Below are 18,397 nucleotides of genomic sequence, written 5' to 3' on the forward strand. Positions count from 1 at the left end.
GGTAATGGCACTCTCACCAACAATAACAATGGTACCGGGAAGTATACGCCCGCCGAAAACGATGGCGGCAACGTGAGTTTTAGTTACAACATTAGTGATGGTGACGCGACCATCAGCACCGGTACTGCCGACCTAGACATTACCCCAGTGAACGATGCACCTACCACCAGCAATGTGGTGTTAGAYCCGGTGGCAGAAGATGCAGTGGGTGGTCGAGTGATCACCGAAGCCGAACTTCTGGCCAATGCCGCAGATATCGATAATGACYTAGCGGATTTATCGGTGAGYAATCTAAGCCTGATTGGTAATGGCACTCTCACCAACAATAACAATGGTACCTGGACGTATACGCCAGCCGAGAACGATGACGGCAGCGTGAGCTTTAGTTACGACATTAGTGATGGTGAAGCGACCATCAGCACCGGTACTGCCGACCTAGACATTACCCCAGTGAACGATGCACCTACCACCAGCAATGTGGTGTTAGACCCAGTGGCAGAAGATGCAGTGGGTGGTCGAGTGATCACCGAAGCCGAACTCCTGGCCAATGCCGCAGATATCGATAATGACTTAGCGGATTTATCGGTGAGCAACCTAAGCCTGACTGGTAATGGCACTCTCACCAACAATAACAATGGTACCTGGACGTATACGCCCGCTGAAAACGATGACGGCAGCGTAAGCTTTAGTTACGACATTAGTGATGGTGACGCGACCATCAGCACCGGTACTGCCGACCTAGACATTACCCCAGTGAACGATGCACCTACCACCAGCAATGTGGTGTTAGATCCGGTGGCAGAAGATGCAGTGGGTGGTCGAGTGATCACCGAAGCCGAACTTCTGGCCAATGCCGCAGATATCGATAATGACTTAGCGGATTTATCGGTGAGCAACCTAAGCCTGACTGGTAATGGCACTCTCACCAACAATAACAATGGTACCTGGACGTATACGCCAGCCGAGAACGATGACGGCAGCGTGAGCTTTAGTTACGACATTAGTGATGGTGAAGCGACCATCAGCACCGGTACTGCCGACCTAGACATTACCCCAGTGAACGATGCACCTACCACCAGCAATGTGGTGTTAGACCCGGTGGCAGAAGATGCAGTGGGTGGTCGAGTGATCACCGAAGCCGAACTTCTGGCCAATGCCGCAGATATCGATAATGACCTAGCGGATTTATCGGTGAGTAATCTAAGCCTGATTGGTAATGGCACTCTCACCAACAATAACAATGGTACCTGGACGTATACGCCAGCCGAGAACGATGACGGCAGCGTGAGCTTTAGTTACGACATTAGTGATGGTGAAGCGACCATCAGCACCGGTACTGCCGACCTAGACATTACCCCAGTGAACGATGCACCTACCACCAGCAATGTGGTGTTAGACCCAGTGGCAGAAGATGCAGTGGGTGGTCGAGTGATCACCGAAGCCGAACTCCTGGCCAATGCCGCAGATATCGATAATGACTTAGCGGATTTATCGGTGAGCAACCTAAGCCTGACTGGTAATGGCACTCTCACCAACAATAACAATGGTACCTGGACGTATACGCCCGCTGAAAACGATGACGGCAGCGTAAGCTTTAGTTACGACATTAGTGATGGTGACGCGACCATCAGCACCGGTACTGCCGACCTAGACATTACCCCAGTGAACGATGCACCAGACGCACAAGATGATGGCTTCGCAAACATAGCATCATCAGAGACTGTTTTGCTTGACTTAGTTGCCAACGATAGTGACTTGGATGGCGATGCAATCAGCGTAAAATCAATCCACGGTACGGATCTGACTCCTGGTATTACTCAAGTTATCTCAGTACCAAATGGAGTGGTGAACGTTACTGCTGCTGGAGTTGTCAGTTATACAGCCAGTGCAAATGGTAGTGGCTTAGTCGAGTTTTCGTACGTATTACAAGATGAACATGGCGCAGAAAGCACTGCTAATGTTAGTGGTAACGTCGTTAATTTAGCTAATGATAGTGCTCAAGTTGCGGAGTCGGGTTTAGCTAGCGGTTCGGACCCTAGCGCTCTATCCACTTCTGCCACGGGTAACTTATTAGCAAATGATGATGGCTTAACTGATGGTCTAGAATTGAGCTCTGTGGTTTATCAAGGTGTTCCGCACACCGCTGACGCTAACGGTGTGATTTCAATTGATACCAATCAAGGGCAGCTAAGTGTTTATACCGAAGACTATAATGGCTTTAGTAAAGGTGATTATGAGTACCAGCTTGAAAGCTCTAGTTTGGCTGGCGATAACGTCAGTGAAAGCTTCAATTATGTAGTTGCCAACCCTGCATCTGGCTTTGTTACTCAAGCAACTCTAGATGTGAATATAGTTGATGATACTCCTGTAGGCAGCGATGTATCACATAGCTTGGAATCAAGCCCCTTACTGGTAACGACCAATCTTGTATTGGTATTAGACACCTCTGCTAGTATGACCAATGGTGAGCATGGGGATGGTTTAAATTACCTAGAAATCGCAGTTAATGCCTTGTCGAATTTAATAGAGCAAGCCGATGCAGCGGGTAACGTAAATGTGCAAATTGTCGGCTTTTCAGACTCTGTAATAAGCAGTGGCTGGATCAGTGACAATGTTGAAGATGCCTTAAGTTACCTACAAGATTTAAGTTCAGGTGGTGGTACTCATTACGATATAGCGCTTAACGAAGTGATTTCAACTAGTACCAGTGCTCAGCAACCAGATGCAGATAATACCCTGCTGTACTTTATCTCTGATGGCGAACCAAACTTTGGCTATGGGATTGATGATACCGTTGAATATAACGGCTCTAATGGTCTAGCTGCATGGGATGAGTTTGTTCAAGACAATATTGATACCAGTTATGGTATCGGTATTGGCCAGGCTGATTTAGATGTATTGAAGGATGTTTCTTCAGAATCACCCACCGATGAGTTTGCCTTTATTGTTGATGATGTAACAGATCTATCAACCACTCTTGTTGAAAGCTACTTAGAAGCTGAAGTTGATGCTTCACTCGGTTTACTGCAAACAGCATCAACAGATGGCTTTATGGTGGGGGCTGATGATGGCTACGTAAGTGCCATTTCAATTGATGGGACTATTTATGAGTACGATCCCAATGCAGTTCCAGAGCAAGAGAAAAACCTTAGCATTACCACAGCATTAGGTGGTGTATTGTTATTCAACTTTGCTACCGGCGCATATTCTTATGAGCTTGATGTAGGTGGTGATGGCTGGGGGCAACAAGAAAACATAGCGGTAACTGTTACTGATTTTGATGGTGATAGCAGTTCTATTAACATCGAAATAAACACTGTTTTTGAAACGGTGGTTGATGCCAACCGTGATGTGATTATTACTAACCAAGACGGTAGCAGCACCATCAGCGTGCCCAGTTTAGCTCTGTTATGGAACGATACCGGTGAGGGAATTAGCTTTGATGGAGCAAGCAATGCGCTTGGCGGTTCTGTTAGTGGTAGCGATGAAGTGTTATTCGATTCTGATGATGGAGTCGGCTTAGGTATTCACGATAGCAACTTTGAAACCGAAGAATTATCGATTATCGCCACCGAAGCAGATGTAAGCTTTGTTGACGTTGACTTTAATAGCCATGACGCAGTGGACTTAAGTGACCGCTCTCTATTTAGTTTAAATGATGGGAATATTCCCCAGATTGTATCGGGAGGTTATTCATTTACCTACCAGAGTGAGTTGGTAAACGATAGTGATCCTGTAACCAGTGCCGATGAAGATTGGATTAAAGTAACTTTAGCTGAAGGTGAAGTTCTGTGGGCAAATATGGCCACTATTTCTGGTCAAGAAAGAGTGAAAGTAGATGCCTTCATATATGATTCACAGGGTAACCTTTTACTCACCGATAACGGGGAAAAGCAATTTCAAGAAGACTGGCAAGGCCCAAGAGGTAGTTTTACCGCTCTAGAAGAAGGTGATTACTACATACAAATTGTCGCCGATGATGACACCGATAGCGGTTTTTATCAGATGCATCTAACCATCGATGCCAGCAGCGCTGTTTATCTAAAATCAGCGGCTACTGATACCCAAGAAGAATTTGAATACAGCATTATTGGCGATGGAGCGCTGGATACAACCACCGCTGAGCTTATTGGAGTTCATGGAGACTCTGTGGATGGCGGTGATGGGGACGAAGTCCTAGTGGGCAACGAGGTCGCCAATACTATCTCAGGTGATGCTGGAGATGATGCCTTAGTGGGCTATGCAGGTGATGACCAGCTTGATGGCGGTGCAGGTGAAGACTTGCTGATTGGTGGTCAAGGTAATGATATTCTTACCGGTGGCGATGACAGCGATATGTTTGCCTGGTTAGACGGCGATGACCAATCTACCACCAACGACACCATTACCGACTTCACGCTAAAAGATGATAGTGATCCAGATAATGCGCCTGATGTGCTTGATTTAAGTGATTTGCTGCAAGGCGAAACCGAGGCAAGTTTAGAGTCATATTTGTCGTTTGAAACAGTCGGTGATGATACGATTATTTCAATTGATAAAGACGGCGCCAGCAATGGTGAAAGTATTCATCAAACTATTACCCTAAAAAATGTCGATTTTAGTGGTATGAGTGAAAATGATATTTTGACCCAATTAATTGAAGAACAACAGCTTAATGTAGACAACTAGCCGCTTAAGGTTTGGGAAAATATGGATTCAAGAGTAAGCTAAGGCTTACTCTTGATGTTTTTGTTTATGGAAAGGATGCTCGGTGCAGGACGCTAAACCACAGCAGCAATATCGCGATTTAGATTTAACCGCAGAAAGAACAGACCCTTTACTGAGTAGTTTAGTATTTTTATCTAAATATTACGGTAAGCCTTTCTCTGCGCGCGCGCTGTCTGCTGGCCTGCCCTTAGAGGATGGTTTACTCACTCCAGCCTTATTGCCTCGTGCAGCCTTGCGTGCCGGTATGGACGCCTCAATCGTTAAAAAACCAATTAACAAAATACCTGAATTACTCTTACCTTGTATTTTGTTGCTAAAAGATGGTCGCTCTTGTGTGCTACTTTCGCGAAGTGATGAAGGCATCGAGGTAGCGTGGCCAGAACTTCCCGATAGTCATGAACATATTTCTTTAGATAAGCTCGAACCGGATTACAGCGGCTTTTGTTGTTATGTTCGTAAACGCTATCGCTTTGACGCGCGTTCTCCTGAGTCGCTAAGCAACAAGCAAGGCCATTGGTTTTGGAATACACTGCGCCGCTCTGCTCCTATTTACCGAGATGCCTTAGTCGCTTCCTTATTTCTGAACTTGTTTGCTATCGCTTCTCCGCTGTTTGTTATGAACGTCTACGACCGGGTAGTGCCCAACTCCGCGATTGATACTTTATGGGTGCTCACCGCTGGTATGGCCTTAGTGCTAGTATTTGATTTTGCTCTCAAGCAAATGCGCGCATACACCCTAGATTTAGCCGCTAAGAAATCTGATATTTTACTCTCGGCGCGGATCTTCGAAAAATTACTCAATATCAAGGCAGAAGTGCGGCCTCCTTCGGTGGGGGCTTTTGCAAAAAATGTACAAGAGTTTGATTCCATCAGAGAGTTTGTCACCTCCTCAACCATCGCTGCTTTGGTTGATGTACCGTTTTCCTTGTTGTTCTTGTTGGTCATCGCCATGGTGGCTGGGCCACTGGCTTTGGTGCCTGCTGGTGCGGCTTTGCTGATGCTACTTTATTCTTTTTACATCAAACGAAAAATGCATCAAGAAGTGGAACTAGGTAGTCGTTTTGCCAGCCAAAAAAATGCCCATTTAATTGAAAGCTTGAACGGTATCGAATCTTTGAAGCTAGCGGGGGCTGAGAGTCAGTTTCAGCATAAGTGGGAAGAATTAGTAGGCAACATTGCCACTTGGAATATGGCTATTCGTAAATTAGCCACCTCGGTTGGTAATGTTAATGCCTTTGTCTCACAAAGTACCACGGTACTAATTGTAGTGGTTGGGGTATTCCAAATCTCTCAAGGTGAGCTATCTATGGGCGGCTTGGTAGCTGCTGTTATGCTTACTGGACGGGCCTTGGTGCCATTTTCTCAAGTATCACTATTGGCAACGCGTTATAACCAAGCGCAATCCGCTCTGGAAAACCTAGAAGACATTATGAAATTGCCTGATGAGAATTTAGAGCGCTACATGCATCGTTCTCATTTTGACGGAGCGATCAGTTTTACTGATGTGAGCTTTACCTATCCTGGTAGTGAACAGCAAGTGCTTAAGAATGTAAGCTTCTCACTTAAAGCCAAAGAAAAAGTCGCAATTATTGGCAAAATTGGCGCAGGGAAAACCAGCTTAGAGAAAGTTTTATTGGGGTTTTATGCACCTCAGCAAGGTGCTATTCGCTTAGATGGCGTGGATCTAAACCAAATTAGCCCGGCAGATATTCGACAAAAAATGGGCTGTTTACCGCAAGACATCAACCTGTTCTTTGGCTCTATTCGTGAAAATATCACCTTGGGTGTGCCGCATATTGAAGACGAGCTAATTTTCCGAGCCGCCGAGCTAGCCGGGGTTACTCAATTTACCGATGTTGACCCAGAAGGTTTAGACCGACAAGTGGGTGAGCGAGGACTTTATTTATCGGGCGGTCAGCGCCAAGCGGTTGCCTTAGCACGAGCCTTGCTTTTTAATCCGCCTGTATTGGTATTGGATGAGCCAACCAGCAGCATGGATGCCTACTCAGAAAATCTCGTCAAAAAACGTTTGAAGCAAGTGGCCGAAGATAAAACCTTTGTATTGATTACCCACAAAATGTCGATGTTGGATTTAGTGGACCGAATTATCGTTCTGGAACGAGGCCAAGTGGTTGCCGATGGCAGCAAAGCAGAAGTACTAGAGTTGTTGCGCAGTGGCAAAGTGAGAGCGCCAAATGAGTAAGCGCACGCAAGATCTCTCGGAAGCTGAATTAAAGTTTGTAGACGATATTAACGCTGCTATTTTGATGAAAACGCCACGTCGCTCTAAGCGTTTATTGTGGCTTATCTTTGTATTACTCGCCTGTTCACTGTATTGGGCTCACTGGGCCAAAGTTGATGAAGTAACAGTAGGCAGTGGTAAGGTGATTCCTTCCCAACAAATTCAGACCATACAGAATCTAGAAGGCGGTATTCTCAAGCAGGTTTTGGTTAAAGAAGGTGAGCAAGTAGAGCCAGCTCAGCCTTTATTATTAATTGACGATACCCGCTTTCGTTCCGACTTTAGAGAGCAACAGCAAAGGGTGATCAACCTAGAAGGCGACGTGGCTCGCCTTAGAAGTGAAATCGCCAGTATTCAGCTAAGCCCTGAGTTACCAACCCAGCAATGGCGCGACCAAGTGCAAGTTGTTGAAGTTGATATCGCCTTTGATGATGAATTTAAACAGGCATACCCCTCAGAAGTTACCGGCCAGCAATTGCAAAAATCAGCACGTTTAAGTGCATTACAAAATCAGCTATCTATTACCGCCGGTCAAATAGAGCAAAAGCAGCAAGAGTTGCTCGAGCTTAAATCCAAAATTACCCATGTAAATACCAGTTATAATCTTGCCTTAGAAGAATTGCGTATTACCAAACCTTTAGCCGAAGAAGGCATTGTCTCGCAAGTTGAAATACTAAAATTGCGCCGCCAAGCTAACGACTTAAATGGTGAGTTGCAAAGTAGCAAGTTGCTAGAGCCGAAGATCAATAGCGCCATCGGCGAAACCATTTATAAACGTCGCGATATTGCACTCAATTTCCTTAGTGAAGCTCGCCGTGAACTCAACCAAATTGAAGCAGAGCTACAACCTTTAAGCGAAGGGCAGGTAGGCTTACGTGATAGGGTTGATAGAACCTCGGTGGTTTCGCCCGTAAAAGGTACGGTCAAAAAAATCTATATTAATACCGTAGGCGGCGTAGTGCAGCCGGGTATGAGCATTATGGAAATTGTCCCTATAGAAGATAACCTTTTGGTTGAGGCGAAAATTCAGCCAAAAGATATTGCATTTCTTCGGCCAGGGCTTAAAACTGTTGTTAAATTCAGCGCTTACGATTTTTCTATTTATGGTGGATTAGATGGTCAACTTGAGCATATAAGTGCCGATACCATTTTAGATGAAGAAGGAAATAGTTATTATTTGGTGAGGGTACGAACCGATAAAAACTATCTAGGGAATGATGAATCGCCACTGCCCATAATTCCCGGCATGTTATCTAGTGTAGATATCATCACTGGCAAAAAAAGTATTTTAGATTATTTGCTAAAACCAATAATTAAAGCGCAACAAACAGCGCTACGCGAACGATAAGAAAGTCTGTTTGCTAACCTTTTGGTTAGTCTACGACAAGGAGTGTTAATGAATAAGCTGACCTTAACCCTAGTGTCTGGTCTATTGATGTCTTGTAACTTGGCTTCGGCACAGTCATTAGAACAAGCGGTAGCTAAAGTGCTTACCGAGCATCCTCAGCTGCAGTCATCTTTTAATCAATTTAAGGCCAGTAGCGAGCAATACCAAAGTGCTAAAGGCGGGTATTACCCAACTATCGATTTAACTGCTGGAGCTGGTTGGGCACAAACAGATACTGAGGACGAAATTACAGAAAGCGGCACGCCAACTGAAGTTGGCTTAAGTATTCGACAGCTACTGTTCAGTGGTTTTGCTACTTCGGGGGAAGTCTCACGTACCGAAAACGAAACCTTGGCCGATCAATGGCTGTTATACAATGACGCCGAAAATATCGCCTTGCGAGTTGTTGATGTTTACCTAGAAGTGATTAAGCAGCAACAATTGTCGGAGCTTGCCGAAAGCAATCTACAAACTCACTTAGCCATTCAAAAAGACATTAAAAAGCGCACCGATTCAGGGGTTGGTTCTAGTGCCGACTTGACCCAAGTGAACGGTCGTGTTGCCCGAGCAACGACTAACTCTTTATCTGCTAAAAATAACCTAATGGATGCGCAAACTCAGTTTTTACGAGTGGTTAACGAGTTACCCAAAGATTTGGTGCAACCCGGTGCCGATGTAGCTTTAATACCTGCTGATCTAGACTCAGCACTGGCGGCCGCCTTAGATGTGCACCCAACCCTTAAGTCTGCTCAATTCGACGTTGCCGCCGCTAATGCACAAACTACTGTGGCTAAAGCTAACAACTATCCTGAAATCGCCTTGGAACTAGATGGTAACTGGGATAAAAATCGCAGAGGGTACGAAGACACCAAAGACTATGAGTTAGCCGCGATGCTTCGCCTGCGTTACAACCTGTTTAATGGTGGCAGTGACGCTGCTGAAATTCGCCGTAGCGCCTACGATGTTAATCGTGCCAAAGCTGTGGGTGAAGATGCTTATCGCCAAGTGAGTGAAGGGACCCGTTTAGCCTGGAATGCTTGGGATGTATTGGTTCGTCAAAAATCCTTTTTACAACAGCATGTTGAAGCGAGTTTTCAAACTGTTGAAGCTTACAAAAAGCAATTTAACTTAGGCAAACGTAGCCTGTTAGATGTACTGAATACCGAAAATGAACTATTTGAAGCGCAAAATGAATTCATCAGTGCTGATATTGATGAACTTCGCGCTAAATACCGTTTACTCAATGCGACGGGCCTATTGCTCGAAGCATTACGTGTTAACCGACCAGAGGACTGGACTTTTTAATGAAAAACAAGAGCTTAATTGTCGCGGCGGCTGTTTTGGCCTTAACTGCGTGTAGTCAAACTGCTGATACCTACCAGGCTGAGCCTGCTAACTATGACCGCCAAGACCAAGACGGTGATGGTGTGATTAATGAACGTGATCTTTGCCCTGATACCGAAGCCGGTGCAGCGGTTGATAATGATGGCTGTTCAGAATTTCAAAGCGTAGATGACGGATATGAGTTGATGGTCTTCTTTGGTCATGACTCAAGTAAATTGACCGACGAATATGCCCCTCAGCTGCAACAAGTTGCTGACTTTATGCAGAAGTACTCTGATGTGAAAATCAGTGTTGAAGGCTACGCTAGTGCCAGTGGTAGTAAGTCATACAACCTTAAGCTGTCTAAACGTCGTGCGGCAAGTGTGCGCCAGCAGCTCATTGATGACTATGCCGTAGCGGCAGAGCGCATTGAACTAGAAGCGATTGGAGAAGAAGAGCTGTTAGCTGCTGGCGATACCGAGCAAGCAGAAGCGGCCAATCGCCGAGCTCGAATTTTTGTACAAGAGCAATACCGTGAAGCTATTCCTCGTTGGTCAATTTACACGCCGCACTTAAAGCAGTAATAGGCTAATGCAAGGGCTTTTAGCTAGGTGGTGGATAGCATTGTTGGCTTGGCCAATATTGTTATTTGCTACCGCTTACCAGCTAGAAGAACTCGCTAGTACTGTTCGCAACTTCTATGGTGAAAAGGCTGAGCTTAGGGTTCGAGCCTGGCGTGGCTTGATTGAAGACAGCCATTCTATAGCAGAAGCTGACCAGCTTCGCGCCATCAACGATTTTTTCAACCAAATGCAGTTTGTTGATGACATAGATGTGTGGGGACAAGAAGATTATTGGGCCACTCCCGTCGAGTTTTTAGGTGCCGCAGCCGGGGATTGTGACGACTTTAGCATTGCCAAATACTTCTCTTTAATAGAACTGGGCGTAAGCGACGAAAAGATGCGCTTAGTCTATGTAAAATCTCTTACTTACAATCAATTTCATATGGTGGTGGCGTATTATGAAACGCCTGCATCAGTACCGATTATTCTCGATAACATCAATCCAAATATATTGCCTGCCACCCAGCGCGGGGATCTGGTACCCATTTATAGCTTTAATGGTCAGCACCTTTGGTTGATGAAAGAAAAAGGCCGTGGTCAGTTAGCCGGCAAATCTAGCCGCCTCAAGCTTTGGGCCGATCTCCAGCAGCGCTGGCGGCTAAATAAACTTAAAAAACCAGTAAAGAATTTCGATGCTTAGGGGAACACTATGACCTTATATCGCCAGTTGTTAATTGTGGTACTGCTTATCTACGGCGGCCTGCTGGCTGTAGTATTTAGTATCGAAATTGGCAATACCCGTAGTTATTTGTCTGAGCAGCAACTATCGGATGTTAACAACACCACTACGTCCTTAGGCTTATCGCTAAGCCCTTATCTGGAAGACCAAGATGTAATTGGCGCTGAATCCGTCATTAACGCGATGTTTGATAGTGGTTATTACCAGCAAATTAGCCTTAAATTGTTTGCGGATGATAGTCACATTGACCGCCGAAACTCTCGCTCTATCGACGGCGTGCCCGAGTGGTTCACCTCACTAGAGCTATTCCAGCCAAGTGCTCAAGAGCAAGTGTTAACCAGTGGCTGGATGCAGCTGGGCGAGCTAAAAGTAGTGGGGCACCCAGGCTTTGCTTACTTGCAGCTATGGAACGCCATGGTTGATTTAGCCAAGCTATTTGTGGTGGGGTATTTAGCTACCGTTCTGCTGTTAATGCGCGCGCTACGTTATTTGTTAAAACCACTAGAGCAAATTCAACAGCAAGCAAAGCTAATTGAACAGCGCAATTTTGGCCAAACCATTCCTCTGCCACATACCCAAGAGTTACGCAGTGTGGTTGGGGCCATTAACCATATGTCGGATAATATTGCCCAGCAGTTTGAAAGCCAAGTTCAGGAAGCCAGCGCGTTGCGCCAGCAAGCTTTTCAAGACTCAGTGTCAGGTTTAGGTAATCGCGCTTATTTCATCAGTCAAAGCAAATCTTGGTTGGCTGAATCTGGTGTGGGTGGTGTTGCGCTGCTGTCGCTCGACATTATTGAGGCTATTCACCTGCGCGATGGTTTTAGTGCCCGAGATGAGTTTATTAATTCGGTTGGTGAGCTGTTTACCACTTATACCCAGCAACAGCAGCAACTAGTGTTTGCCCGCATTAGCAATTTAGAATTTGCTGTCTTAGCAGAGGGTTTCGATCAGCAGCAATTGTTGCAGCTCGCCGAGCAAATTAATAAAGACTTATTAGCCCGTTTAGCTACGTGGCAGCAGTATATGCCGCGACCATTGGTGATGGGCCTAGTATTGCGCCAAAAAGATGAAACCATTGGCGAGCTATTAACCGCAGCCGATACCGCTTTGCATAATGCACGTGAACTGCGCGAAGGCTTCTTTAGCTTAGCCGATGTTGAGCATACTCATATTCCTCGCAGCCAATGGAAGCAGCTATTAGAAAATACCATTAGTCGCCAAAGCTTGGCTTATAAGGCGCAGGTGGTTAACTTTATTCATAGCGACAAAGTACTGCACCACGAGCTATTTACCACCATAGAAGTGAATGCCCAACAATATGCTGCAGGCCAGTTTATGCCAGCGGTTGAGCAATTTAGTTTAGGCGCTCAGTTTGACCAAATGGTGGTAGAGCAAGCCGCGCGAGCCTTGCAAAGTGACCAGAACCTAAGTTTGGCGATTAACCTAACCTTATCGGCAATTAGCGAAGCGAGCTTCTTGTCTTGGTTAGTTGAGTTGGCTCAGCAATATCAAGCAGTAGCATCGCGTATGGCTTTTGAAATCCCCGAGACCGCTTTTCTGCAAGAGAATACCGATTTAGAGGCCAGCTTAGATAGTTTAAGAGAGTTTGGTTTTCAGATAGGTATTGATCAATATGGGCGTAACTTAAACTCACTAAACTACTTAAGTCGGGTTAAACCTAACTACGTTAAGATTGACTACGGTTATACCGCACAAGCCTTGGCCGAAGATGGCGATAGCCACTTCTTAAGTGCAATCTGTCGTGCCGCTAGGAATTTACAAATTGTAACCGTAGCGCAAAGGGTAGAGAATCAACAGCAAGTTGAGCTGCTATCGGCCTTGCCGGTAGACGCCTATCAAGGTTATGTTGCTCCTCCTCAGCGCTTTACGTTGAGCGAATAAGCAATCTAGATTAGCAGAGGTAAGTAATGAACAAGTTATTGTTAGCCGGCTTGGTTGCCTGCAGTGTTAGCATCTCTCCTGCATTTGCCGCTTTGCTGCATACTAGCGGTGAGGCGAAATTGGTGGTTATTGCTGATCAAGTGCAAGTGGATTTACATGCTACTAGCCTGGCAAAAACGGCCAGTGATGCCAAGCAACAAGTTGATAAAATAGTGAAGGTTACCCAATCAAACCTCGCCAATTTATTAACTGAGTCTGATCGCTTTGAAGCGAGTCAACTGCAAATTCAGGCCGAATATAAATACCAAGACCGCGAGCGCGTATTTGTTGGTTACCGGGCCCAGCGTAGCATTATTGTTGAGCTGGCTAACCTCGACGGCTTAACTCGAATTCTTGATGCTGCCATGTTAAGTGGGGTGAATGAAGTGCGCCAACTACAATACAAAAGCTCGCAAGAAGAGCAGTACAAGCAACAAGTGCGGGCAATGGCCGTAAGTGACTCTTATGTTAAAGCGAAGCAATTGGCCGAAGGCTATGACGGCCAGCTAGGCCCGGTGGTTGAAGTTAATTACCGTAATCAATCTGCCATTCCAATGATGAAGATAGAGCGCGCCACCCTTGCCGCAACCGATGCGAATGCTGGCTCTTATCAGGCTGCTCAACTTATTTATAAAGATAGTGTAGATGTGAGCTTTGAGCTACTGACCGAAGACTAGTCTCTCGGCTTGTTCTCGCAGAAACAAAGCTTACTTAATGACTAAAAAATAAAGCCCAAGCGCTGCTAAGTAATAAGCAGGCTTGGGCTTTATGGTCTCTCCTAAAACTAATAAGCTGCGTCGGCCACTACAAACTCCGTGGCATTATTGGTGTCCACAAGCTCGGCCGCCAAAATAACTCGCGAAGGTGCACTGTGGTACATTTTGCCAAGCATTTCATGGCGAGCACCGGTAATCGCTAAGGCAATACCAGAGGCAACCATGCTTGGTGGGTAAGTAACCGTAGCGCGAACTACAGAGTTACCATCTACCACCATTTTGATGATGTCTTGCGAGCCTGCTCCACCTAATACGGTTTTAATGTCGGTTCGGCCAGATTCTTTAATCGCCTGCATTACCCCTTTTAGCATGTCATCATCTTGGCACCAAACCGCGTCAATTTCTGGGTGCTTCTGTAGATAATTCTCCATAACAGCCAAGGCTTTTTGGGTAGACCAATCGGCAGGTTGGCTGTCGAGAATGCTCATGCCTTTGTGCTGTGAAATGACCTCGTTAAACGCATCTACACGTTGCTTGTTAATCGGAATAGACATGCCTTCAATCACTACGACCTTGCCTTTACCATCCATTTCTTTGGCTAGCCACTCGCCGCTTACACTGCCTAGGCCGGCGTTGTCGCCAGCGATAAACACGTTTTGCGCAGGCGTTTCTAACTCGCGGTCTACAACCACGGTGTAAATGCCACTGCCGTAGGCTTCCTCAATCACTTTTTGTAAGGTGGCGGGGTTATGCGGCAGAATCACCAAAGCATCGATACCTTTGATCATTAAATCTTCCACATCGCCAACTTGTTTTGAACCCGAGCTAGCTGCCACTACGTAAAACTCTATATCGTCTTCACTTTTCTTAAAGTCGTCGGCGGCTTTTTCTGCCCACCACAACAAGCCTGCGGTCCAACCGTGGTCTGCTGAGGGAACGGATACACCCACTTTTAAGGTTTTAGCTACAGCGGCGTTCAATCCCAGTGAAGCAATAAAAGTGGCGGCAAGTAGTAGTTTTCCTATGTGTTGCAATAAACGCATGAGTTACTCTCCTTTGTATTAATGTACGGTGTGGGTTTAGCGGTCACGTTTAAATTGCATGAGCACTGCAATCAAAATCACTAAGCCTTTTACCGTTCCTTGTAAGTAGGGGGACACCCCCATTAAATTCAGCATGTTGTTAATAATGCCTAATATGATGGCGCCGATTACGGTGCCCCATAAGGTGCCTTTGCCGCCAGACAGCGAAGTGCCGCCTATTACCACAGCTGCAATGGCGTCGAGTTCGTAAAACAAGCCCGCATCGCCAGGGCTCACCGAATTTAATCGTGATGACAGCATCACCGCAGATAAACCCACGGTGAAACCTACAATCACAAAAGTTAAGAAGTACACCCGCTGTACGTTAATCGCTGAGTAGGTAGCCACTTTGGGGTTAGAGCCCACGGCACATACATGGCGACCAAAGGCGGTGTGGCGCAAAATCACATGGCCCACAAAGGCTAAACCAATAAATAGCCAAACCGGAATGGGAATGCCCATCCAGTAACCGCCGCCAATATCGGGGTAGTGGTTATTCTGCGATACCATTTCACCGGCATCACTGATGTAAAGGGTGAGCGAGCGGAAAATAGACATGGTGGCGAGAGTAGCGACAAAGGCGGTAATTTTGCCCTTGGTGGTGAGTAAGCCGTTTACCGCGCCAAATGCGGCGCCCATGGCCATAGCTGCCGCGATAGATACAGTGACGGCCATCCAACCATCACCTAAATAATTGAGCAGCATAATCACCAGCACGCCAACCAAGGCCACCATCGATCCTACTGACAAGTCGATGCCGCCAGCGATAATCACGAAGGTCATACCTAGCGCAATAATGCCGGTGTATGAGACTTGTCTAAGCACATTGGTGAGGTTTCTTGGAATTAAAAAGTGGTCGCTAGCCATGGCCGATAACAGCACCAAAATTAGCAAGGCCACTAATGGCGCCCAATTAGATAGGGTGAAGCGCGGCAGTTTGTTTAGCCAACTGGCCGAGGGATTACTTCCCGGTTTATGGTTCATTTTGGCTACCTCACTCATTGGGGGCTCTCCTGCATCGGCGCAGATACCGGCGCTGCCTGGCTTTGCAAACCTGCGGCCAAAAACATGATTTGTTGTTCGTTGATCTCTTGCTCATGCAGCTCTCCTTGAATCTGGCCCTCGCGCATCACCAATACCCGGTGAGCCAGCCCTATCAGTTCTTCCATGTCTGAGGAAATCACCACCACCGCTAGACCTTGTTCTGTCATGCTTTGCACAAAGTGGTAGATTTCTTTTTTTGTGTTTACGTCTACACCTCGAGTAGGTTCGTCGAGGATCAGGATTTGCGGCTGGGTATCCATCCACTTAGATAAATACACCTTTTGCTGATTCCCACCGCTTAGATACAACAGCTCGGTATCTAAAGACGCGGCCTTAATGTCAAATTTAGCCACATACTGTTGTGCTTGTTGGCGGGCTTTACCGTGGTTAATCAGGCCCTTGCAATAGTTGCCCAGAGAAATAAGGCTAATGTTTTCCGGCAGGTTAAAACTCATGGTTAGCCCGCAGCCTTGGCGGTCTTCGCTGAGGTAGGCCAAGCCATGTTTTACTGCATCTTTAATGTTGTGGATGTTCACGGCTTGCTGATGAACAAAAATATCGCCGCTTTGGCGTCGACGCAAACCCATAATAGCTTCTGCGGTTTCGGTGCGGCCACTGCCGATTAAACCAGCAAAACCCAGTACTTCACCTTGGCGTACTTCAAAACTAATATCGCTGAGTAGGTTTTTCACATTGAGGTTTTCTACCTTTAGCGCCACCTTACTTTGTACTTGCGAGCGAGCAGGGAATACTTGATTGAGCTCGCGCCCCACCATTTTTCTGGCCATGTCTTGTTCATCAATCTCACTTACTTGATCCACCGAAATGAGCTCGCCATCACGCAAAATAACTAAGCGGTCGCATAGCTGCTTAACTTCCTTAAGCTTGTGGGAAATAAACAAAATAGTTACGCCCTGCGCCTTAAGTTTGTCGATAAGCTTAAACAGCACCGCCACTTCTTGGCTGGTTAATACCGTGGTGGGTTCATCCATAATTAGAATGCGCGCATCGTTGACCAGCGCTTTAGCAATTTCCACCATTTGCTTTTCGGCAACGCTAAGCGATTCAATCAGTGCGTCGGGCGATAGGCTGGTTTCCAGTAAGCTCAATAGTTGATGGGTGCGTTGGCGCATGGCTTTTTTGTTTAGCAGTACACTGTTCTTAAGCTCTTGACCTAGGAAGATATTCTCAAAAACACTTAGGCTGGCAATTAAATTGAATTCCTGTGGAATCATTGCAATGCCCAAAACTTTGGCGTCGGCCGGGCTGTTTATTTCTACTGCCTTGCCATTGACTAATACCCGTCCAGCACTGCGCTGATAAATCCCCGAGATAATCTTCAGCAAGGTGGATTTTCCAGCACCATTTTCACCCAAAATTCCCATCACTTCGCCAGGCAGTATCTGCACGCTAATCCCGTGTAATACGGTAACCCCAGAAAAGCTTTTGCTTATTTTTTCTAGGCTAAGAATAGGTTCAGGCAAGCTCATGAACGTTCTCCAAAGCAGTCCACTTACCATTGTTCTGCGATGAGTGGATCATGGCGTTAATAAATTGCAGCCCCTCTACACCTTGTTTCACCCCTGGCAACAAACTATCGGCAAGAATGTCGGTAGGCGAGGAGCCATTACGCGCAGCCCGTATCGCGCTGGCGGTTTCGGTGTAGATATTGGCAAAGCCTTCTAAATAGCCTTCCGGGTGACCGGCAGGGGTTCTTACTAAGTGCTCTGCTTCAGCGTTATAGCCATAACCAGCGCGGCTAATAATGCGACTTGCTTGAGAGAAGGGGCTATAAAGCAGTTGGTTAGGGTGCTCTTGCGACCACTCAATCCCGCCGTCACTGCCGTAGATGCGAATGCGCAGGCCATTTTCGTTACCGGGCGCGACTTGCGAGCTCCACAACATGCCGCGAACACCTTGCTCAAAACGCAGCATGGCATGAACGTTGTCGTCTAGCACTCGCCCCCCAACAAAGGTGGATAGCTCGGCGCTAACTTGTTCTAAGTGCAATCCACTAATAAATGCCGCAAGATTAAATGCGTGAGTGCCAATATCACCCAAGCAGCCGGCAGGGCCAGAACGTTTAGGATCGGTGCGCCATTCTGCTTGTTTATTGCCGGTGTTTTCTGCCGCAGTAGTGAGCCAGTCTTGGGCGTATTCCACTTGCACTAAGCGTAGTTTTCCCAGTAAGCCTTCGCTTACCATTTGCTGAGCTTGGCGCACCATGGGGTAGGCGCTGTAGTTGTGTGTGAGCACAAATAGCTTGCCGCTGTTATTCGCTAAGTCCTTCAGCTCCATGGCTTCGTGCAGTGAGCAAGTCATTGGTTTATCGCAAATTACGTGAATGCCCGCGGCCAAAAATGCTTTAGCGATAGGGAAGTGTAGATGGTTGGGAGTAACAATGCTTACCGCTTCAATACCATCAGGACGGTTCGCTTCAGCTTCTGCCATATCTTGGTAACTCAAGTAGCAGCGATCCGCGGCTATGCCTAGCTCGTTTGCCGATTGTTGAGCTTTTATTGGGTCGGAACTTAGCGCACCCGATACTAGCTCATACTGGTTATCCAAACGCGCCGCAATACGGTGAATGGCACCAATAAACGCACCGCTGCCACCACCTACCATACCTAGTTTAATTCTATCCATGAGGTTC

The 18,397-nt window shown here is 46.5% G+C and carries 12 protein-coding genes; 8 read left to right on the forward strand and 4 right to left on the reverse strand.

What is annotated here, in order from left to right:
- The 8 genes from G6R11_RS04540 to G6R11_RS04575 form a co-directional block, all read left to right on the forward strand.
- A partial coding sequence (locus G6R11_RS04540) for a cadherin-like domain-containing protein (RefSeq protein ID WP_163131908.1) occupies positions 1-4,668 on the forward strand: 4,668 nt, incomplete at its 5' end.
- An 82-nt stretch (positions 4,669-4,750) separates the two neighbouring features.
- Positions 4,751-6,910 carry a type I secretion system permease/ATPase gene (locus tag G6R11_RS04545; RefSeq protein ID WP_163131909.1) on the forward strand — a complete coding sequence of 720 codons (2,160 nt, stop codon included), beginning with the start codon at positions 4,751-4,753 and terminating at the stop codon, positions 6,908-6,910.
- The gene (locus tag G6R11_RS04550; protein ID WP_163131910.1) at positions 6,903-8,297 is read left to right on the forward strand and encodes an HlyD family type I secretion periplasmic adaptor subunit; all 1,395 of its coding nucleotides are present in this window, start codon (positions 6,903-6,905) and stop codon (positions 8,295-8,297) included. The genes G6R11_RS04545 and G6R11_RS04550 overlap by 8 nt, the downstream gene beginning before the upstream one ends.
- 48 nt (positions 8,298-8,345) lie before the next feature.
- Positions 8,346-9,641, forward strand: a complete 1,296-nt coding sequence (locus G6R11_RS04555) for a TolC family outer membrane protein (RefSeq protein WP_163131911.1) — start codon at positions 8,346-8,348, stop codon at positions 9,639-9,641.
- Positions 9,641-10,243, forward strand: a complete 603-nt coding sequence (locus G6R11_RS04560; protein ID WP_163131912.1) for an OmpA family protein — start codon at positions 9,641-9,643, stop codon at positions 10,241-10,243. Before G6R11_RS04555 ends, G6R11_RS04560 begins: the two co-directional genes overlap by 1 nt.
- 7 nt (positions 10,244-10,250) lie before the next feature.
- A complete protein-coding gene (locus G6R11_RS04565; RefSeq protein WP_163131913.1) occupies positions 10,251-10,922 on the forward strand; it encodes a transglutaminase-like cysteine peptidase in 672 nt (223 codons plus the stop codon).
- 9 nt (positions 10,923-10,931) lie between these two features.
- Complete coding sequence (locus G6R11_RS04570) at positions 10,932-12,863, forward strand: EAL domain-containing protein (RefSeq protein WP_163131914.1); 1,932 nt, start codon at positions 10,932-10,934, stop codon at positions 12,861-12,863.
- 26 nt (positions 12,864-12,889) lie between these two features.
- Entirely contained in the window at positions 12,890-13,579 is a 690-nt protein-coding gene (locus G6R11_RS04575; protein WP_163131915.1) for an SIMPL domain-containing protein, read from the forward strand.
- Positions 13,580-13,686: 107 nt separating this feature from the next.
- Here G6R11_RS04575 and G6R11_RS04580 read toward each other — a convergent pair whose 3' ends face one another.
- Genes G6R11_RS04580 through G6R11_RS04595 form a run of 4 tightly spaced genes read right to left on the reverse strand, consistent with a single transcriptional unit; the run spans position 13,687 to position 18,390 of the window.
- A complete protein-coding gene (locus G6R11_RS04580) occupies positions 13,687-14,661 on the reverse strand; it encodes a substrate-binding domain-containing protein (RefSeq protein WP_163131916.1) in 975 nt (324 codons plus the stop codon).
- A 36-nt stretch (positions 14,662-14,697) separates the two neighbouring features.
- Entirely contained in the window at positions 14,698-15,702 is a 1,005-nt protein-coding gene (locus G6R11_RS04585) for an ABC transporter permease (protein WP_240352402.1), read from the reverse strand.
- On the reverse strand, positions 15,699-17,234 hold the full coding sequence (locus G6R11_RS04590) for a sugar ABC transporter ATP-binding protein (protein ID WP_163131917.1): 1,536 nt from the start codon (positions 17,232-17,234) through the stop codon (positions 15,699-15,701). Before G6R11_RS04590 ends, G6R11_RS04585 begins: the two co-directional genes overlap by 4 nt.
- Positions 17,221-18,390 (reverse strand): Gfo/Idh/MocA family protein, encoded by a 1,170-nt coding sequence (locus G6R11_RS04595; RefSeq protein ID WP_163131918.1) that lies wholly within the window; start codon positions 18,388-18,390, stop codon positions 17,221-17,223. The genes G6R11_RS04590 and G6R11_RS04595 overlap by 14 nt, the downstream gene beginning before the upstream one ends.
- Positions 18,391-18,397: the final 7 nt, after the last annotated feature.

The organism is Agarivorans sp. Alg241-V36 (assembly GCF_900537085.1).
In the GTDB taxonomy this organism is placed as follows: Bacteria; Pseudomonadota; Gammaproteobacteria; order Enterobacterales; family Celerinatantimonadaceae; genus Agarivorans.